The 15,501-nt window shown below is 70.9% G+C and carries 13 protein-coding genes and 1 tRNA gene; 12 read left to right on the forward strand and 2 right to left on the reverse strand.

The window, feature by feature from the left end:
- Nucleotides 1-24 precede the first annotated feature (24 nt).
- Together ACFY1T_RS08800 and ACFY1T_RS08805 are read left to right on the forward strand one after the other, a co-directional pair.
- On the forward strand, nt 25-1,005 hold the full coding sequence (locus tag ACFY1T_RS08800) for an ArsA family ATPase (protein WP_390787579.1): 981 nt from the start codon (nt 25-27) through the stop codon (nt 1,003-1,005).
- Nucleotides 1,002-2,342: an ArsA family ATPase gene (locus tag ACFY1T_RS08805; RefSeq protein WP_390787580.1), complete on the forward strand. Its 1,341-nt coding sequence runs from the start codon at nt 1,002-1,004 to the stop codon at nt 2,340-2,342. Before ACFY1T_RS08800 ends, ACFY1T_RS08805 begins: the two co-directional genes overlap by 4 nt.
- Nucleotides 2,343-2,387: 45 nt before the next feature.
- On the opposite strand, the gene ACFY1T_RS08810 is transcribed toward ACFY1T_RS08805, so the two are convergent.
- A complete protein-coding gene (locus tag ACFY1T_RS08810) occupies nt 2,388-2,756 on the reverse strand; it encodes a WhiB family transcriptional regulator (protein ID WP_030866184.1) in 369 nt (122 codons plus the stop codon).
- 397 nt (nt 2,757-3,153) lie between these two features.
- On the opposite strand from ACFY1T_RS08810, the gene ACFY1T_RS08815 reads away from it, so the two are divergent.
- The gene (locus tag ACFY1T_RS08815; protein WP_390787581.1) at nt 3,154-5,457 is read left to right on the forward strand and encodes a transglycosylase domain-containing protein; all 2,304 of its coding nucleotides are present in this window, start codon (nt 3,154-3,156) and stop codon (nt 5,455-5,457) included.
- Between the two features lie 66 nt (nt 5,458-5,523).
- Here the strand turns inward: ACFY1T_RS08815 and ACFY1T_RS08820 are convergent, their stop codons facing one another.
- Nucleotides 5,524-5,985, reverse strand: a complete 462-nt coding sequence (locus ACFY1T_RS08820) for a GatB/YqeY domain-containing protein (protein WP_053690981.1) — start codon at nt 5,983-5,985, stop codon at nt 5,524-5,526.
- A gap of 68 nt (nt 5,986-6,053) precedes the next feature.
- Between ACFY1T_RS08820 and ACFY1T_RS08825 the strand changes: the two genes are divergently transcribed.
- The 9 genes from ACFY1T_RS08825 to ACFY1T_RS08865 all read left to right on the forward strand — a co-directional run bounded on the left by ACFY1T_RS08825 (nt 6,054) and on the right by ACFY1T_RS08865 (nt 15,498).
- Nucleotides 6,054-6,992, forward strand: a complete 939-nt coding sequence (locus ACFY1T_RS08825; protein ID WP_053690980.1) for a metallophosphoesterase — start codon at nt 6,054-6,056, stop codon at nt 6,990-6,992.
- 103 nt (nt 6,993-7,095) lie between these two features.
- Nucleotides 7,096-7,169 (forward strand) — tRNA-Pro (locus ACFY1T_RS08830).
- Between the two features lie 288 nt (nt 7,170-7,457).
- A complete protein-coding gene (locus ACFY1T_RS08835) occupies nt 7,458-8,054 on the forward strand; it encodes a DUF4352 domain-containing protein (protein WP_390787582.1) in 597 nt (198 codons plus the stop codon).
- Between the two features lie 382 nt (nt 8,055-8,436).
- Nucleotides 8,437-10,626: an asparagine synthase (glutamine-hydrolyzing) gene (gene asnB, locus ACFY1T_RS08840; RefSeq protein WP_390787583.1), complete on the forward strand. Its 2,190-nt coding sequence runs from the start codon at nt 8,437-8,439 to the stop codon at nt 10,624-10,626.
- A gap of 19 nt (nt 10,627-10,645) precedes the next feature.
- Complete coding sequence (locus tag ACFY1T_RS08845; protein WP_390787584.1) at nt 10,646-11,347, forward strand: class I SAM-dependent methyltransferase; 702 nt, start codon at nt 10,646-10,648, stop codon at nt 11,345-11,347.
- Entirely contained in the window at nt 11,347-12,201 is an 855-nt protein-coding gene (locus tag ACFY1T_RS08850) for an isocitrate lyase/phosphoenolpyruvate mutase family protein (protein ID WP_390787585.1), read from the forward strand. Before ACFY1T_RS08845 ends, ACFY1T_RS08850 begins: the two co-directional genes overlap by 1 nt.
- The gene (gene aepY, locus ACFY1T_RS08855) at nt 12,198-13,310 is read left to right on the forward strand and encodes a phosphonopyruvate decarboxylase (protein WP_390787586.1); all 1,113 of its coding nucleotides are present in this window, start codon (nt 12,198-12,200) and stop codon (nt 13,308-13,310) included. The genes ACFY1T_RS08850 and aepY overlap by 4 nt, the downstream gene beginning before the upstream one ends.
- On the forward strand, nt 13,307-14,071 hold the full coding sequence (locus ACFY1T_RS08860; protein ID WP_390787587.1) for a metallophosphoesterase: 765 nt from the start codon (nt 13,307-13,309) through the stop codon (nt 14,069-14,071). The genes aepY and ACFY1T_RS08860 overlap by 4 nt, the downstream gene beginning before the upstream one ends.
- Before the next feature lie 77 nt (nt 14,072-14,148).
- Entirely contained in the window at nt 14,149-15,498 is a 1,350-nt protein-coding gene (locus ACFY1T_RS08865; protein WP_390787588.1) for a biotin carboxylase N-terminal domain-containing protein, read from the forward strand.
- Nucleotides 15,499-15,501: the final 3 nt, after the last annotated feature.

Genomic DNA, 15,501 nt, shown 5'->3' on the forward strand with positions numbered 1-15,501 from the left:
GGCGAGTGGTTAGGCTCAGACGCTGTGAGCAGGCTCCAGGTGGTCAGCGGCAAGGGCGGAACCGGAAAGACCACGGTCGCCGCGGCACTCGCGCTCGCCCTCGCGCGCGAGGGCAGACGGACGCTGCTGGTCGAGGTCGAGGGCAGGCAGGGGATCGCGCAGCTCTTCGGGGCCGAGGCGCTCCCGTACGAGGAGCGGAAGATCGCCGTCGCCTCGGGCGGCGGGGAGGTCTTCGCCCTGGCCATCGACGCCGAGCGGGCGCTCCTCGACTACCTCCAGATGTTCTACAAGCTGGGATCCGCCGGCCGCGCCCTCAAGAAGCTCGGCGCCATCGACTTCGCGACGACCATCGCGCCCGGACTGCGGGACGTCCTGCTGACCGGCAAGGCGTGCGAGGCGGTCCGGCGCAAGGACAAGACCGGGCGGTACGTCTACGACCACGTGATCATGGACGCGCCGCCGACCGGGCGGATCACCCGCTTCCTGAACGTCAACGACGAGGTGGCGGGGCTGGCCCGGTTCGGGCCGATCCACAACCAGGCGCAGGCCGTCATGAAGGTGCTCAAGTCGCCGGAGACGGCCGTCCACCTGGTCACGCTGCTGGAGGAGATGCCCGTCCAGGAGACCGCCGACGGGATCGCCGAGCTGGAGCAGGCCGGACTGCCCGTGGGGCGGGTCGTCGTCAACATGGTGCGGCCGCACCACCTGGACGAGGACGCCCTGCGCGCCGCCGCCGGCGAGCGCCGGGCCGACGTGGCGAAGGCGCTGTCCCGGGCGGGCCTGGGCGGCGCGCGGCGCGGCGGGCTCGCGGAGCGGCTGGTGGACCCGCTGCTCGCGCAGGCCGCCGAGCACGCGAGCCGGGTGGAGCTGGAGCGCGCGCAGCGCACCGTACTGGAGCAGCTGGACGTGGCGACGTACGAACTCCCGCTGCTCGGCGCGGGAATGGATCTGGCCGGGCTCTACGAGCTGGCCTCGGAGCTGCGGAAGCAGGCGGGCGACGAATGACCGAGGCCACGACCGGAACGAAGGCCGGCGCCCGCATGGACGCGGCCCCGCGGCTGCCCGTGGACCGGCTGCTCGACGACCCCGGGACGCGGATCATCGTCTGCTGCGGCGCGGGCGGGGTCGGCAAGACCACGACCGCCGCGGCCCTCGGCGTACGGGCGGCGGAGCGCGGGCGGAAGGTGGTCGTGCTGACCATCGACCCGGCGCGGCGGCTCGCGCAGTCGATGGGGATCGACTCGCTGGACAACACCCCCCGCCGGGTGAAGGGGGTCGAAGGAGCGGACGGCGGCGAACTGCACGCCATGATGCTGGACATGAAGCGGACCTTCGACGAGATCGTCGAGGGGCACGCGGACGCCGAGCGGGCGGAGGCCATCCTCGCCAACCCCTTCTACCAGTCGCTGTCGGCCGGCTTCGCCGGCACGCAGGAGTACATGGCGATGGAGAAGCTGGGCCAGCTGCGGGCCCGCGACGACTGGGACCTGATCGTCGTGGACACCCCGCCGAGCCGGTCCGCGCTGGACTTCCTCGACGCGCCGAAGCGGCTGGGGTCCTTCCTGGACGGGAAGTTCATCCGGGTGCTGATGGCTCCGGCGAAGGTGGGCGGCCGGGCAGGGATGAAGTTCCTCAACGTCGGCATGTCCCTGATGACCGGCACGCTGAGCAAGCTGATGGGCGCCTCGCTGCTGAAGGACGTACAGACGTTCGTGGCGGCGATGGACACGATGTTCGGGGGCTTCCGCACCCGCGCGGACGCGACCTTCCGGCTGCTCCAGGCTCCGGGTACGGCCTTCCTCGTGGTCGCGGCGCCCGAGCCCGACGCGCTGCGGGAGGCGGCGTACTTCGTGCAGCGGCTGGCCGCGGAGAACATGCCGCTGGCCGGTCTCGTACTGAACCGGGTGCACGGCAGCGGCGCCGACCAGCTGTCCGCCGAGCGGGCGTTGGCAGCCGCAGAGAATCTTGAAGAAGGCGGCATTGTCGATCAGAGGTCCGGGAATGCTGGACTTCGTGACTCGGCCGCGGAAGCCGACGGGGCAGGGGCCGACGCGGCGGACGCCGGTGCCGACCGCTCCGTGGACGCCGACGCTGACCTGGACACCGACCTCGACGCCGACCTGGACGCCGATGTGGACGAGATCACCGCGGGACTGCTGCGTCTGCATGCCGAGCGGATGCAGGTGATCGCGCGTGAACAGCGCACACGCGATCGTTTCACCTCGCTGCACCCCGAGGTCGCGGTGGCCGAGGTGGCCGCCCTGCCCGGCGATGTGCACGACCTCGCCGGGCTGCGGGCCATCGGAGAGCGACTCGCGGCCGGGGTGCCGGCCGGAGCGTAGGCGTTCGCAGGCCCGCCCGTTCGCAGGCCCGGCCGTCCGTACGGCCTACCCGGCTGCCGCGTACGTCTCGTACGCGACGTCCATGTCCGCCAGGTCCGCCATGTCCGCATCGACATCCACGGTGAGGATGCCCGTACTGCGCTCGTACTCCGTGCGTGCGGTTTCGAGCAGCCGTCGCCACGAGGTGACGGTGGGACGCCGGCGCAGCAGTGCGCGGCGCTCCCGCTCGGTCATTCCGCCCCATACTCCGAACTCGACACGATTGTCGAGCGCGTCGGCCAGGCACTCGGTCCGCACCGGACATCCGGTGCACACCGCCTTGGCCCTGTTCTGTGCCGCTCCTTGAACGAACAGTTCATCCGGATCGGTAGTGCGGCAGGCTGCCTGCGCACTCCAGTCGGTAACCCAGCCCATCCCGGCGCCGTCCTCTCCCGAATCGAGGCTCCCCCACGGCGGTAGCGGCATATTCACCGCTGCCAGTTGAGGACGTTACGGAAGGCGAGCACAGTGCAACACCCCCGACGGGCCCAATCTTGAATGGTCCGAACGGACTATGGGTAAGCGGCAGATCACCCGACGGAGTGATCCGGCGACATGCCCGACCATTCCGGCAATTCGGGTGGAATCGGCGGACCATGGACGAGCGACCGTCAGAGTGAGGGGCGAGATTCGGACATACGTCCACCCCATTCGGGAAGGGTGAAAATCAAGCCGAGGGGTTGATGTCGCACCGCACTGCTGTGACAGTTGAGGACAGCTTAGGCCAAGGCATTCGCGCGTGTCCGGCGAATGAGAACGTAGGCTGCCCTCCATGGGAAAGAAGCGCTCGGGCGCCGGGCTCACGGGGCCGCAGCAGGCGGCCAAGTTCCTCGGGGTGTCCGTTCTCTCCGGAGTTGTGCTGGCCGGCATCGCGATCCCGGGCGCAGGCGCCCTCGGGCTCGCCGCCAAGGGAACGGTCGAGGGATTCGACGAGATCCCGGCCAATCTCAAGACACCGCCGCTGAGTCAGCGCACGACGATTCTGGACGCCGAGGGTGGCCTGATCGCCACGGTCTATTCGCGAGACCGGCAGGTGGTGCCGCTGACGGCGATCTCCCCGTACATGCAGAAGGCGATCGTCGCGATCGAGGACTCGCGTTTCTACGAGCACGGCGCGGTCGACGCGAAGGGCATCCTGCGCGCGGTCAACCGCAACGCGCAGGAGGGCGGAGCCGCACAGGGCGCCTCCACGCTCACGCAGCAGTACGTGAAGAACGTGTTCGTCGAAGAGGCCGGCGATGACGAGACCAAGGTGCGCGAGGCCCAGGAGAAGAGCCTCGGCCGCAAGGTCCGCGAGCTGAAGTACGCGATCCAGGTCGAAGAGGAACTCGGGAAGAAGAAGATCCTCGAGAACTACCTCAACATCACGTACTTCGGCCAGCAGGCATACGGAATCGAATCCGCCGCTCAGCGCTACTTCAGCAAGCCGGCCAAGGACCTGACCCTGGACGAGTCGGCGCTGCTGGCGGGCGTGGTGCAGTCGCCGAGCCGGTTCGACCCGGTGAACGACGCGCAGGAGGCGATGAAGCGCCGCAACGTCGTCCTCCAGCGGATGGCCGACATGAAGGACATCTCGCAGACCGAGGCGGACGAGGCGAAGAAGAAGCCGGTGACGCTGAAGGTGACGCGGCCGAAGAACGGCTGCATCACCGCGGTCAAGGGCGCGGGCTTCTTCTGCGACTACGTGCGCAACACCTTCCTGACCGACCCCGTCTTCGGCAAGACCCGCGAGGAGCGGGCCAAGCTCTGGAACCAGGGCGGCCTGACGGTGCGCACGACGCTGGACCCGCAGTCCCAGGAGTCCGTCAACGAGTCGATCAAGGACCACGTCAACCAGGACGACAAGGTCGCCACGGCCGTCACCCTGGTGCAGCCGGGTACGGGCCGGGTGCTCGGGATGGGCCAGTCCAAGCCGTACGGCTTCGGGAAGAACGAGACGCAGATCAACTTCTCGGTCGACAAGCGGATGGGCGGATCGAACTTCGGCTTCCCGACCGGTTCGACCTTCAAGCCCTTCGTCGCGGCCGCGGCCCTGGAGCGGGGCGTGGCGCCGGGCAAGACGTACCAGTCCCCGCACGACATGGAGTACCCGAGCCCGGTGCAGACCTGCGGCGACAAGCCGTGGGTGAACACCTCGCACGACCGGGTGGAGAACGAGTCGGAGTCCGAGGTCGGCCCGTACGCGATGAAGGACGCGATGGCCAAGTCGGTCAACACGTACTTCGTGGAGATGATCTCCGAGAACGGGCTCTGCCCCGTGACCGAGATGACCACCAAGCTCGGTGTGATCCCGGCCGACGGGACGAAGCTGCCGGAGGTCCCGGCGATCGCGCTCGGCACCGAGGGCATGTCCCCGCTGACCATGGCGAACGCGTACGCGACCTTCGCCAACCGCGGCGTGTACTGCACCCCCGTCGCCCTGGAGTCCATCACCGACGCGCACGGCAAGGCGCTGGCCGTGCCGAAGTCGAAGTGCGACCGCGTGATGAGCGAGAAGACCGCCGACACCGTCAACACGCTGCTGCTCGGCGTGATCGACTCCGGTACGGGTACGGCGGCGGGTCTGACCGACCGGCAGAGCGCCGGCAAGACCGGCACCACCGACAGCCGCTACAACGCCTGGTTCGTCGGGTACACGCCGAACATGGCGGGTGCGACGTGGGTCGGCTCGGGCGGCGCGAAGCAGGTCTCGATGGAGAACATCACCATCGGCGGCCAGTACTACGACAAGGTCTACGGTGGCGGGCTGCCCGGCCCGATCTGGAAGCAGGCGGTCTCGGGCGCGCTGGACGGCCGGGAGTCGGCGAGCTTCGTCACGGTCGGCCTCGGGCCGGAGACCGGTGCACCGGCGGGCGGCGGCCGGCCCACCACCCCGAATCCGAACCCGAACAAGCCGGGCAAGCCCGGTAAGCCGGGTGGCGACAACAAGCCCGGCGGCCGCCCCGGCGGCCAGACGGCGGGAGCCACCGGCGGCGCGGCAGCCGGTGCGACGGGTGGCGCCACGGGCGGTGCCACGGGAGGCAACAATCCGACCGACCCGTTCCCGGGCGGCGTGATCGGCGGCCTCGAGGACTAGCGGGCAGCACGGAAAGACGGAGGGCCCCGGCCGCGCACCGCGCGGCCGGGGCCCTTTGTCTCGCTGTCAGGACAGGTGCTTCTTGACGGCGGCGGCGACGCGGCCGCCCTCCGCCAGGCCGGCCACCTTCGGGTTCACGATCTTCATGACGGCACCCATGGCCCGCGGCCCCTCGGCACCCGCGGCCTTGGCCTCCTCGACGGCCTGCGCCACGATCGCACCCAGCTCCTCGTCGCTGAGCTGCTTGGGCAGGTAGGTGTCGAGGAACTCGCCCTCCGCCGTCTCCCGCGCGGACTGCTCGGGACGACCGCCCTGCGCGAAGGCCTCCGCGGCCTCGCGGCGCTTCTTCGCCTCCTTGGCGATCACCTTGAGGACCTCGTCGTCGGAGAGCACACGCGCCTCCTTGCCCGCGACCTCCTCCTTGGTGATGGCGGCGAGGGTCAGGCGCAGCGTGGACGAGTGCAGCTCGTCGCGCGCCCTGATGGCGGTGGTGAGGTCTTCCTGGAGCTTGGCCTTGAGCGTGGTCATGACCCTGAGTCTGCCAGGTGGAGGGGCGGTGGCGCCCGCCGGTTTTCCGCGTCTGCGACGATGGGGCCATGCGTGCGCGTTACGGAGTACCCCTGAAGGTCACGGCGTCGATCGCGGCGGTGGGGGCCGCCGGTGTGGCTTATGCCGCCGGTTTCGAGGCGCGGTCGTTCCGGCTGCGCCGGATCACCGTCCCGGTGCTCCCGGCCGGGATGCGCCCGCTGCGCGTCCTCCAGGTCTCCGACATCCACATGGTCGGCGGGCAGCACAAGAAGCGCGCCTGGCTGCAGTCGCTGGCCGGCCTGCGGCCGGACTTCGTGGTGAACACGGGCGACAACCTCTCCGACACGGAGGGCGTTCCGGAGGTACTGGACGCCCTGGGCCCCCTGATGTCCTTCCCCGGGGTGTACGTCTTCGGGTCGAACGACTACTACGGGCCGCGGCTGCGCAACCCCGGGCGCTACCTGATCGAGAAGGTCCAGGGGCGGCACGGGCTGAACGGCAACAAGCCGGTCGTCGGCGCCGTGCACAACCCGTGGGAGGAGATGCGGGACGCCTTCGACGCGGCGGGCTGGGTGAACCTCACCAACACCCGCGGCCGCCTGAAACTGCCCGGGCTGGAGCTCGCCTTCACCGGGCTCGACGACCCGCACATCAAGCGCGACCGGTACGAGCGGGTCGCGGGCGGGCCGGAGGCGGACGCCGACTTCTCGATGGCCGTCGTGCACGCCCCGTACCTGCGGGTCCTGGAGTCGTTCACCGCCGACCGGTACCCGCTGATCCTGGCGGGGCACACGCACGGCGGGCAGCTGTGCATCCCCTTCTACGGGGCGCTCGTCACCAACTGCGACCTGGACACGAAGCGCGTGAAGGGGCTCTCGACGCACGAGGCCAACGGGCACCGCGCGTACCTCCACGTCTCGGCGGGCTGCGGCACGAACCGCTACACCCCGGTCCGCTTCGCCTGCCCCCCGGAAGCCACCCTCCTGACGCTGACCCCGAAGGCGTAGCACCCCCTGCGGCCCCCTCGCGAAAACCGGATTTCGTCTCCGGCCGAGGGTCCGCTAAAGTAATCGATGTCGCCAGGACAGCAGCAGCTGCCAAGGCGGCGATCGGGGTGTAGCGCAGCTTGGCAGCGCGCTTCGTTCGGGACGAAGAGGTCGTGGGTTCAAATCCCGCCACCCCGACAGAGCAAGACCAGTCGAGAGCCGGTGCAGAGCAATCTGCACCGGCTCTCTCTGTATATGGGTGGCCGACCGGGCGACTACGGGGCGGAGTGGCCCTGGAGATTGCGCCCATGGCCGTCGCCCCTGCCTTGATCACGGGCCCGATCCGCTTTCTCCTCCCTGGCGGGATCGCAGGGGAGCGCAACCGGTGGCCGAACCTTCGATCGTCACGGTTTGGGTACTACCGCACACGAGGAGTCATGTCCCCATACGGTGACCGGATTCGCACCAGTCACCGTGGGGGTTTCCATGTCTCAGCAGTTCCCGCCGCCCGGCCAGACGCAGCCCGGCCACGGCTACCCGCCCCCGGCGCCGAAGAAGTCCAGCGCGGGGAAGATCGTCGGCTTCTCGTGTCTGGGCATCGTGGGGTTCGTCGTACTCCTCGGCGTCATCGGGGCGGTCCTCGGCGGCGAGAGCAGCGACAAGACGGCGAAGGAGTCCGCGCCGTCGACCGCTGCGACGTCCGCTCCGGCGAAGGCGCCCGACTCCAAGCCGTCCTCTGCCGCGCCGGAGAAGAAGGCCGCGGTCGACGTCGTCGCGAAGAAGGCGGAGTTCAAGAAGAGCATCATCGCGCAGGGCGAGGACTACACCAGCGTGTCCGTCACGATCACGAACAACAGCAGCAAGCCGATCAACGTGAACCCCCTGTACTTCGCGATCACCGACACGAACGGGACCAAGCACACGGCAGAACTCGGAGCCGACGAGGACCAGATCGCCACGATGGAACTCGCCCCGGGCGAGAACGCGACCGGGGCGATCACCGGCAAGGGCGCCTTCACCGCGAAGACGGTGACGTACACGGACGGATTGATCGGCAAGGCGGTTCGCGCCGACGTGTCCTGACGCCCGTGGTTGTGCCGCCCTATCCCCCGCCTCGGGGGGTAGGGCAATTCTCTTTTCTGGCGCACCTGTTGAGGATGGCGGACCTGGACGACAGTCCCACACGTTCCTGGAGGTGATTCCCCCGGGGCGCGGGGCGCCCGGGCGCCACTGGGGGGCCACCGGGGGGACACCGGGGGTGGGGATGCTGTTCGGCAGTAGGTGACCGCTGACGCCGAGCGGAGGTGAATCAGATGAAGGTTTACGTCAAGCCGGAGGCCAAGAAGGTCGACCAGGGCACCATCGTCGCCGCTGTCCGCTAGCAGCGACCCCCATGCCACGCCTCCCGTCCGGGGGGCGTGGCATGTCCGCTCCAGTCACCAGTCACAGGGGAATCGGAAGGCTTATGTGCGGAATTGCTGGATTCGCCCACACGGACGGAAGCGCTCTCGCCGGGTCCGCCGATGCGATCCTCCGGGACATGGCCCATGCGCTGCGGCCGCGCGGGCCGGATGACATGCAGTTCCACCACACCGGGCCGGCGTGCATGTCCTTCACGCGGCTCGCGCTGATCGACCCCGAGGGCGGGCGGCAGCCGTTCATCAGCGAGGACGGGAACGTCATCCTCGCCGCGAACGGGGAGATCTACAACTACCGGGAGCTCAAGAAGGGGTTCGAGGGGCGGGTCCGGTTCCGGAGCGAGTCCGACTGCGAAGTGCTGCTCCACCTGTACATGGAGAAGGGGCTCTCCTTCCTCGACGACGTGCGGGGGATGTTCGGCATCGCCGTCATCGACCTGCGGGAGCAGCGGCTGCTGCTCGCCCGCGACCGGCTCGGCATCAAGCCGCTGTTCATCCACCGCAACCGCGACGCCGTGCTCTTCGGCTCCGAGGTCAAGGCGCTCTTCGCACACCCCGACTGCCCGCGTGAGCTGGACTGGGCGCGCGCCCTCGCCGACCAGGGGCTCAGCTCCGCGCCCGTCATGAGCCACGACGAGGCCATGACCTGGTTCGTCGGCGTCGATCAGGTTCCCCCCGGGGCCATCGTCGACATCAGCCTGCGCGGTGGGGACACCCGCGTGCACCGGTACTGGGAGCTGCCCGCACCGGCCGAGGCCGGCGGGCTGCCCGAGAGCTTCTTCGTGCGGAGCGCGGGCGATCTGCTCGCCTCCTCCGTACGGGAGTGCCTCATCGCCGACGCCGAGATCGGGGTCTTCCTCAGCGGGGGCCTGGACTCCGCCGCCATCACCTCCCTCGCCGCCCACACCGGGCTGCACACCTTCTCCGCGCTCACCGGCGCCACCGTCGTCAACAAGGACGCGCAGTACGCCCGCGAGACCGCCGACCTGCTGGGACTGCCCAACCACCAGGTCGCCTTCGGGGCCGACCGGATCCCCTCCCCCGACGAGTGGCGGCGGCTGCTCTGGCTGATGGAGACGCCGCTGTGCGGCCCCGAGCAGTTCTACAAGAGCGAGATGTACCGCTTCGCGCGCGCCGAGCGCCCCGAGCTCAAGGCGATCCTGCTCGGCTCCGGCGCCGACGAGTTCAGCGGCGGCTACAGCGTCGCCCTCTCCGGCGGCGGCGACTGGGAGGACTTCGAGGGCAACCTGCGCACCATGGCCCGCCGCAAGGCCCTCGGCTCGCAGTCCGCCCTCTCCGTCTGGTGGGAGGGCACCGACCTGCCGCTGCTCAGCGACGACGCCGTCGGCGCGTACGCCCCCGGCGCGGTGGACGACCCGTACGGCTCCTACCTGGCCTGGAAGTTCCGGGACATGCAGCAGTACAACTTCTGGGTGGAGGACCGCACCGCCTCCGGCAACGGCGTCGAAGCGCGCGTCCCCTTCCTCGACCACCGCATCATCGAGCTGCTCGCGACCGTGCCGCGCGCCTACCGCAAGCGGCTGTTCTGGGACAAGCGGGTGATCCGCGAGGCGGTACGGGACATCCTGCCCGCCGAGGTGATCAGCCGGCCCAAGCTGGCCTTCTACGAGGGCGAGGGCGTGCGGCACACGCACCGCACCTTCACCCGCATGCTCGCGCAGAGCGGCGACGAGCTCGTCGAGCAGGCCCTCTCCTCCCCGCGCGCCGCCCAGTACCTCGACGGCGCGAACATGCACCGCGCCCTGCGCCGGCTGGAGCGGGACCAGGGCTCCGGGCACGTCGAACTGCTCCTGCGCGTGGTCAACCTGGGCATCCTCGACCTGATGGCCGTCGACGTCCCGGGCAGCCGCGCGCCGAACGGGCCCGCCCCGTACGAACTGCGCGTCACGGACTTCGAGGGCGCCGAGGTGCAGGAGCTCTTCCCGAGGCAACGGATCGAGGAGGCCTCGGTGTTCCGCCTCGCCGAGGGCGTCCTCGTACTCGACGACGTACCGGGTGCCAACACCTCGTACGTCGTGGTCGACGGCGGCATCCGCTTCGTCATCGACCACCTCACCCACGCGGACTGGCTGCGGCTGCTGCGTGGATTCGACGGGCGCCGGCCGCTGTCGGAGGCGCTCGACGCCACCGGCTGCGCACTCGACGCGATGCGGCCGCTGCTGGACGAATCGCTCGAAGCCGGCCTCCTGGAGTCCGTCGACGCCCCTGAAAAGTAATCACGAGTGAGGTCATCCGATGACAGCCCATCTCTACTGGGACGAGGTCTGGCGCACCGACAGCGGGCGCACAGGCGACTGGTCGCGGCCGCACCCGTGGGTCGTGGACGAGGCCGCGCGACTGCGCAAGCTCGGCGCACAGGACGTACTGGACCTCGGCTGCGGCGTGGGCCGGCACGCCCTCTGGTTCGCGGAGGCCGGGTTCACCAGCTCGGGCACCGACGCGAGCGAGGCCGCGATACGCGCGGCCCGCGAGGAGAGCGAGAAGCGCGGGGTGCGGGTCGCCCTCGACATCGGCGACTTCGGCCGGCTCCCGTACGCGGACGACAGCTTCGACTACGTCCTCGCCTTCAACGTGGTCTACCACAACGACGAGGCCGGGCTCGGCCGCGTGCTCGACGAGGTCCGGCGCGTCCTGCGCCCCGGCGGTGTCTACCAGTCCACGATGCTCTCCAAGCGCAACGGCGAGTACGGGCGCGGCACCGAGGTCAGCCCCAACACCTTCCGCCAGCCCGGTGCCGCCGACGACAAGGTGCACCCGCACCTGTACGTGGACGCCGCCGACCTGCTGCGCCTGCACCCCGGGTTCCGCCTGCTCGGCGCCACCGACGCCGAGCACGCCGCGCCCGGCTCCTTCCACTGGCACTGCGTGTTCGAGTCGGCGGGGGAGGACGTGGCGGGTACGCACCACGGCCGTTTCGCGCAGAGGGCCGGGGAATAGTGTCGAAGGCGACGCGACTGCGCGAACTGCTGGAGCGCAGGGCACTGGCCCGGATCGTCGGATCCCGGGACGCGCTGACCGCCCTGCTCGTCGAGGAGGCCGGGTTCGACGGCCTGTGGGCTTCGAGCTTCGAGATCTCCGCCTCCCGGGCCCTGCCCGACCTCGGCCTGCTGACCATGTCCGAACTGCTCGAAGCCTGCTCGCACGTGAACCAGGCGACCCGGCTGCCGCTGCTCGCGGACTGCGACACCGGCTTCGGCGGCAACATCAACGTCGTCCGTACGGTCCGCCAGTTCGAGGCGGCCGACATCGGCGGCATCTGCCTGGAGGACAAGGTGTTCCCCAAGCGGAACAGCTTCCTCGGCGGCGGCCAGAACCTGGAGGACGCCGCCGAGTTCGCCGGCCGGATCCAGGCCGCCGTACGGGCCCGGACCACCGCCGACTTCACCGTCATCGCCCGCGTCGAGGCGCTCATCGCCGGGGCCGGGCTCGCCGAGGCGCTGCGCCGCGCGCACCTGTACGCGGACGCCGGGGCCGACGCGATACTCATGCACTCCAAGAAGTCCACGCCGATCGAGATCCTGGAGTTCCTCCAGGCCTGGCAGCGCCGCACGCCCGTGGTCGTCGTACCGACCACCTATCCGCACTGGGACCTCGCCGAGGCCGAGGCGGCGGGCGTCTCGATGGTGATCTACGCGAACCACGCGCTGCGCGCCTCGGTCTCCGCGATGCGCGACGTCCTCGGCGAGATCCGGCTCCAGGGCGGCACCGGCGGGGTCGAGGACACCATCGCCCCGATGAAGGAGCTGTTCGGCCTCACGCAGGTGAACCGGTGGGAGGAGTGGAGCGCATGATCAGCGCCGAGTTCTTCTGCGCGGAGCTGGACCGCCGCGGGTACGGGTTCTTCAGCGGGGTGCCGTGCTCCTTCCTCAAGGGTCCCTTCGCGGTGCTGGAGCGGCGGGAGAGCTACGTGCCGGCGCCCAACGAGGGCATCGCGCTCTCCATGGCCGCCGGCGCCGAGCTGGGCGGGACCCGGGCCGTGGTGCTGGCCCAGAACTCGGGGCTCGGCAACCTCCTCGACCCGCTGACCTCGCTCACCATGGCGTACGGGATCCCGTTGCTGCTCTTCGTCAGCCTGCGCGGCTGGCCGCGCGCCGAGGACGACGAACCGCACCACGCGGCCATGGGCGCCGGGACCATCGGCGTACTGGAGGCCCTCGGGGTCGCCCACGGCATCCTCGGTCCCGCGGAGGAGAGCCTGGGCGGGCTCCTCGACCGGGCGGAGGCGGCCCGGCGCGAGAACCGTTCCTTCGTCGTCCTCGTGCCCGCGAAGACCGTCGGCGCCCACCCGGCGGAGGCGCCCGCCCCGGACGCCCTGATGGACCGCCGCGACGCGGTGTCCCTCATCGCCGGGCACCTGGGCGACGCGCTGGTCTACAGCACCACCGGCATGATCAGCCGGGAGCTGTTCGGTGTCGTCGACGACCCGCGCAACTTCTACATGCAGGGGTCGATGGGGCACGCCATCGGCCTGGGCCTCGGCACCGCGCTGAACCGCCCCGACCAGGACGTCGTGGTCATCGACGGCGACGGCGCGGCGCTCATGCACCTCGGCGGGCTCGCGCTCGCCGGCGAGCGGCGGCCGCCGAACCTGACCCACTTCGTGCTCGACAACGGCGCGTACGACTCCACCGGCGGCCAGCGCACCCGCACCACGGCCGTGCGCTGGGACCAGTTGGCGCTCGCGGCCGGCTACCGCACGGGCGCGGTCTGCCGTACGCCCGAGGAAGTCACCGCCCGTCTGGGGGAGATCAAGGGCCGGCCCGGCCCGCATCTGGTGGCGCTGCACATCGCCAGGGGTGGGCCCACGCCCCCGCGGGTAACTTCGGCGCACACCAACGCCGAGGTCAGGGCCCGTTTCCAGGCCGCGGCGACCCGAGCCCGGAAGGAAGACCTGCCGTGACGACCACCGTCATCGCCCATGTCAGCGATCTGCACCTGGACCTCTCGGAGCGCGCCACGCAGCGCGCGCTGACGGTCGTGAACCACCTGCGCGACATGCCCGGACCCATCGACGCCGTACTGGTCACCGGTGACATCGCCGACCACGCGACGGCGGACGAGTACGCGCAGGCCCGCAAGCTGTTCGACCTGCCGTACCCGGTGCTGGTGCTGCCCGGCAACCACGACCGGCGGGGCCCGTTCCGCGCGGGGCTGCTCGACGCGGCGCCCGGGGACGAGGAGCTGAACCAGGTGGTCCGCACGCCCGGAGCCGTCTTCCTGCTGTGCGATTCGACGATCCCGGGCAGCGACGAGGGCCTGCTCGCCGACCCGACGCTGCGGTGGCTGGACGAGACGCTGACCGCCGAGGGCGCTGAGCTGCCCGTCTTCGTCTGCTTCCACCACCCGCCGGTCGACCTGCACACCCCGTACGTGGACCGGGTGCGGCAGTTCGGCGAGGAGCGCCTCGCCGCGGTGCTGGAACGGCATCCGCAGGTCGTGGCCCTGCTGTGCGGTCACGCGCACGTCGCCGCGGCCACGACGTTCGCGGGGCGTCCGCTGCTCGTGGCGCCCGGGGTGGCCTCGACCGTCCCGCTGCCCTTCGAGGGGCTGCCCGCCGTGGACTACGAGCTGGCCCCGGCGCTGGCCTTCCACGTACTCGACGACCGGCGGCGGCTGGTCACGCACTACCGGGCCCTCGGGCAGCCGCACCCCGAGAGCTGAAGCCACCGAGAACCGCCGCGAACCGGTGAGGACCGCCGCGGGCCACCGATTGCCACGAGAGGTGCTGGGAGAAGGCCATGAGAAGAGTCCTGATCGCCAACCGCGGTGCGATCGCGGCCCGGGCCGCCGACACCTTCCGCACGCTGGGCTGGTCGCCGATCGCCGTCGTCGCCTCGTCGGACCCCCAGCGCCTCCACGCGCTCGCCGCGGACGGGTGCGAGTACCTCGAAGGCGAAGGGCTCGCGCAGACCTACGACCACCCGGGCCGGATCGTCGAGGCGGCCCGGCGGTGCGGCGCCGAAGCCGTCTATCCGGGCTACGGGGCGCTGGCCGAGGACCCGGAGCTGCCCGGGCTGCTGGCCGCGGCGGGCATCGCCTTCGTCGGGCCGACGGCGGAGGTGCTCGCGGCGGCCCGCGACAAGGACCACGCGGTCGCCACCGCCGACCGGCTGGGCCTGCCCGTGCTGCCGCACGCGACCGGGCACGAGCGGATCGCCAAGCTGGTGGCGGACATCGGCCTGCCGGTCATCCTCAAGCCGGTCACCGGGTGCGGGGGCCTGGGCGTGCGCATCGTGCGGACGGAGTCCGAGGCGGAGCAGGCGCTCGCGCTGATCGGCGCGGACGGGGGCGACGGGGCCGAGGGCGGCGAGGGCGACGGCTGGTACGCCGAGCGGTACGTGGAGCACGGGGCGGTGGTCGGGGTCACCGTCGCCGTGGACGCGGCCGCGACCGTGCACCCGCTCGGCGAGCGGGAGAGCCTGCTGGTCGACGGCAGCATGAAGCTGCTGGAGGCCTCGCCCGTCCGGGGCGTGGCCCCGGAGCTGATCGAGCGGATGCGTGCGGACACGGCCCGGCTCGTCACCGGGATGGGCTTGCGCGGCGTGGCGACGGTCGAGTTCATCGTCGGATCGGGATCGGGATCGGGTGCGGGATCGGCTGCGGGCGACGGCGGCCGGCGCCACTGGTTCCTCGAGGTCAACGGGCGGCTGCCGCTGGCCTACCGGATGTGCGAGGCGCAGACCGGCCTGGACGTGGTGGCCCTCCAGATGGAGCTGGCCAGGGGTGTACTGCCCGCCCCCGGCCGCATCCGCGTCGACCGGGACGCGCACTGCATGGAGGCCCGCCTGTTCATCGAGCCGGCGGCGGGCGCGGCGTCCGGCCGGATCACCGCCCTGGAGCTGGCGCCCGAGCCGGGGGTGACGTACAACTGCGCGCTGGACGTGCGCAGTCCGGTCGTCCTCGACAACATCGTCACGCAGGTCCTGGCCCTGGGCGGGAGCCGCGGGGCGGCCGCCGGGGCGGTGCTGCGGGCCGTCGAGGGCAGCGGGGTGTCGGGGGTCGGAACGTGCGCGGAAGAGATAGCCGTGTGGCTGCGGGGTTCGGGGCTGGTCCCGGAACGCCTCGGCAGCCAGGCCTTGGGAGTCTGATCT

The organism is Streptomyces sp. NPDC001194, assembly GCF_042896985.1.
Lineage (GTDB): Bacteria > Actinomycetota > Actinomycetes > Streptomycetales > Streptomycetaceae > Streptomyces.

Coding starts and splice junctions, on each gene's coding strand:
- ACFY1T_RS08805 (WP_390787580.1), top strand. CDS start 1,002: ATGACCGAGGCCACGACCGGAACGAAGGCCGGCGCCCGCATGGACGCG.
- ACFY1T_RS08810 (WP_030866184.1), bottom strand. CDS start 2,756: ATGGGCTGGGTTACCGACTGGAGTGCGCAGGCAGCCTGCCGCACTACC.
- ACFY1T_RS08815 (WP_390787581.1), top strand. CDS start 3,154: ATGGGAAAGAAGCGCTCGGGCGCCGGGCTCACGGGGCCGCAGCAGGCG.
- ACFY1T_RS08820 (WP_053690981.1), bottom strand. CDS start 5,985: ATGACCACGCTCAAGGCCAAGCTCCAGGAAGACCTCACCACCGCCATC.
- ACFY1T_RS08825 (WP_053690980.1), top strand. CDS start 6,054: ATGCGTGCGCGTTACGGAGTACCCCTGAAGGTCACGGCGTCGATCGCG.
- ACFY1T_RS08835 (WP_390787582.1), top strand. CDS start 7,458: ATGTCTCAGCAGTTCCCGCCGCCCGGCCAGACGCAGCCCGGCCACGGC.
- asnB (WP_390787583.1), top strand. CDS start 8,437: ATGTGCGGAATTGCTGGATTCGCCCACACGGACGGAAGCGCTCTCGCC.
- ACFY1T_RS08845 (WP_390787584.1), top strand. CDS start 10,646: ATGACAGCCCATCTCTACTGGGACGAGGTCTGGCGCACCGACAGCGGG.
- aepY (WP_390787586.1), top strand. CDS start 12,198: ATGATCAGCGCCGAGTTCTTCTGCGCGGAGCTGGACCGCCGCGGGTAC.
- ACFY1T_RS08865 (WP_390787588.1), top strand. CDS start 14,149: ATGAGAAGAGTCCTGATCGCCAACCGCGGTGCGATCGCGGCCCGGGCC.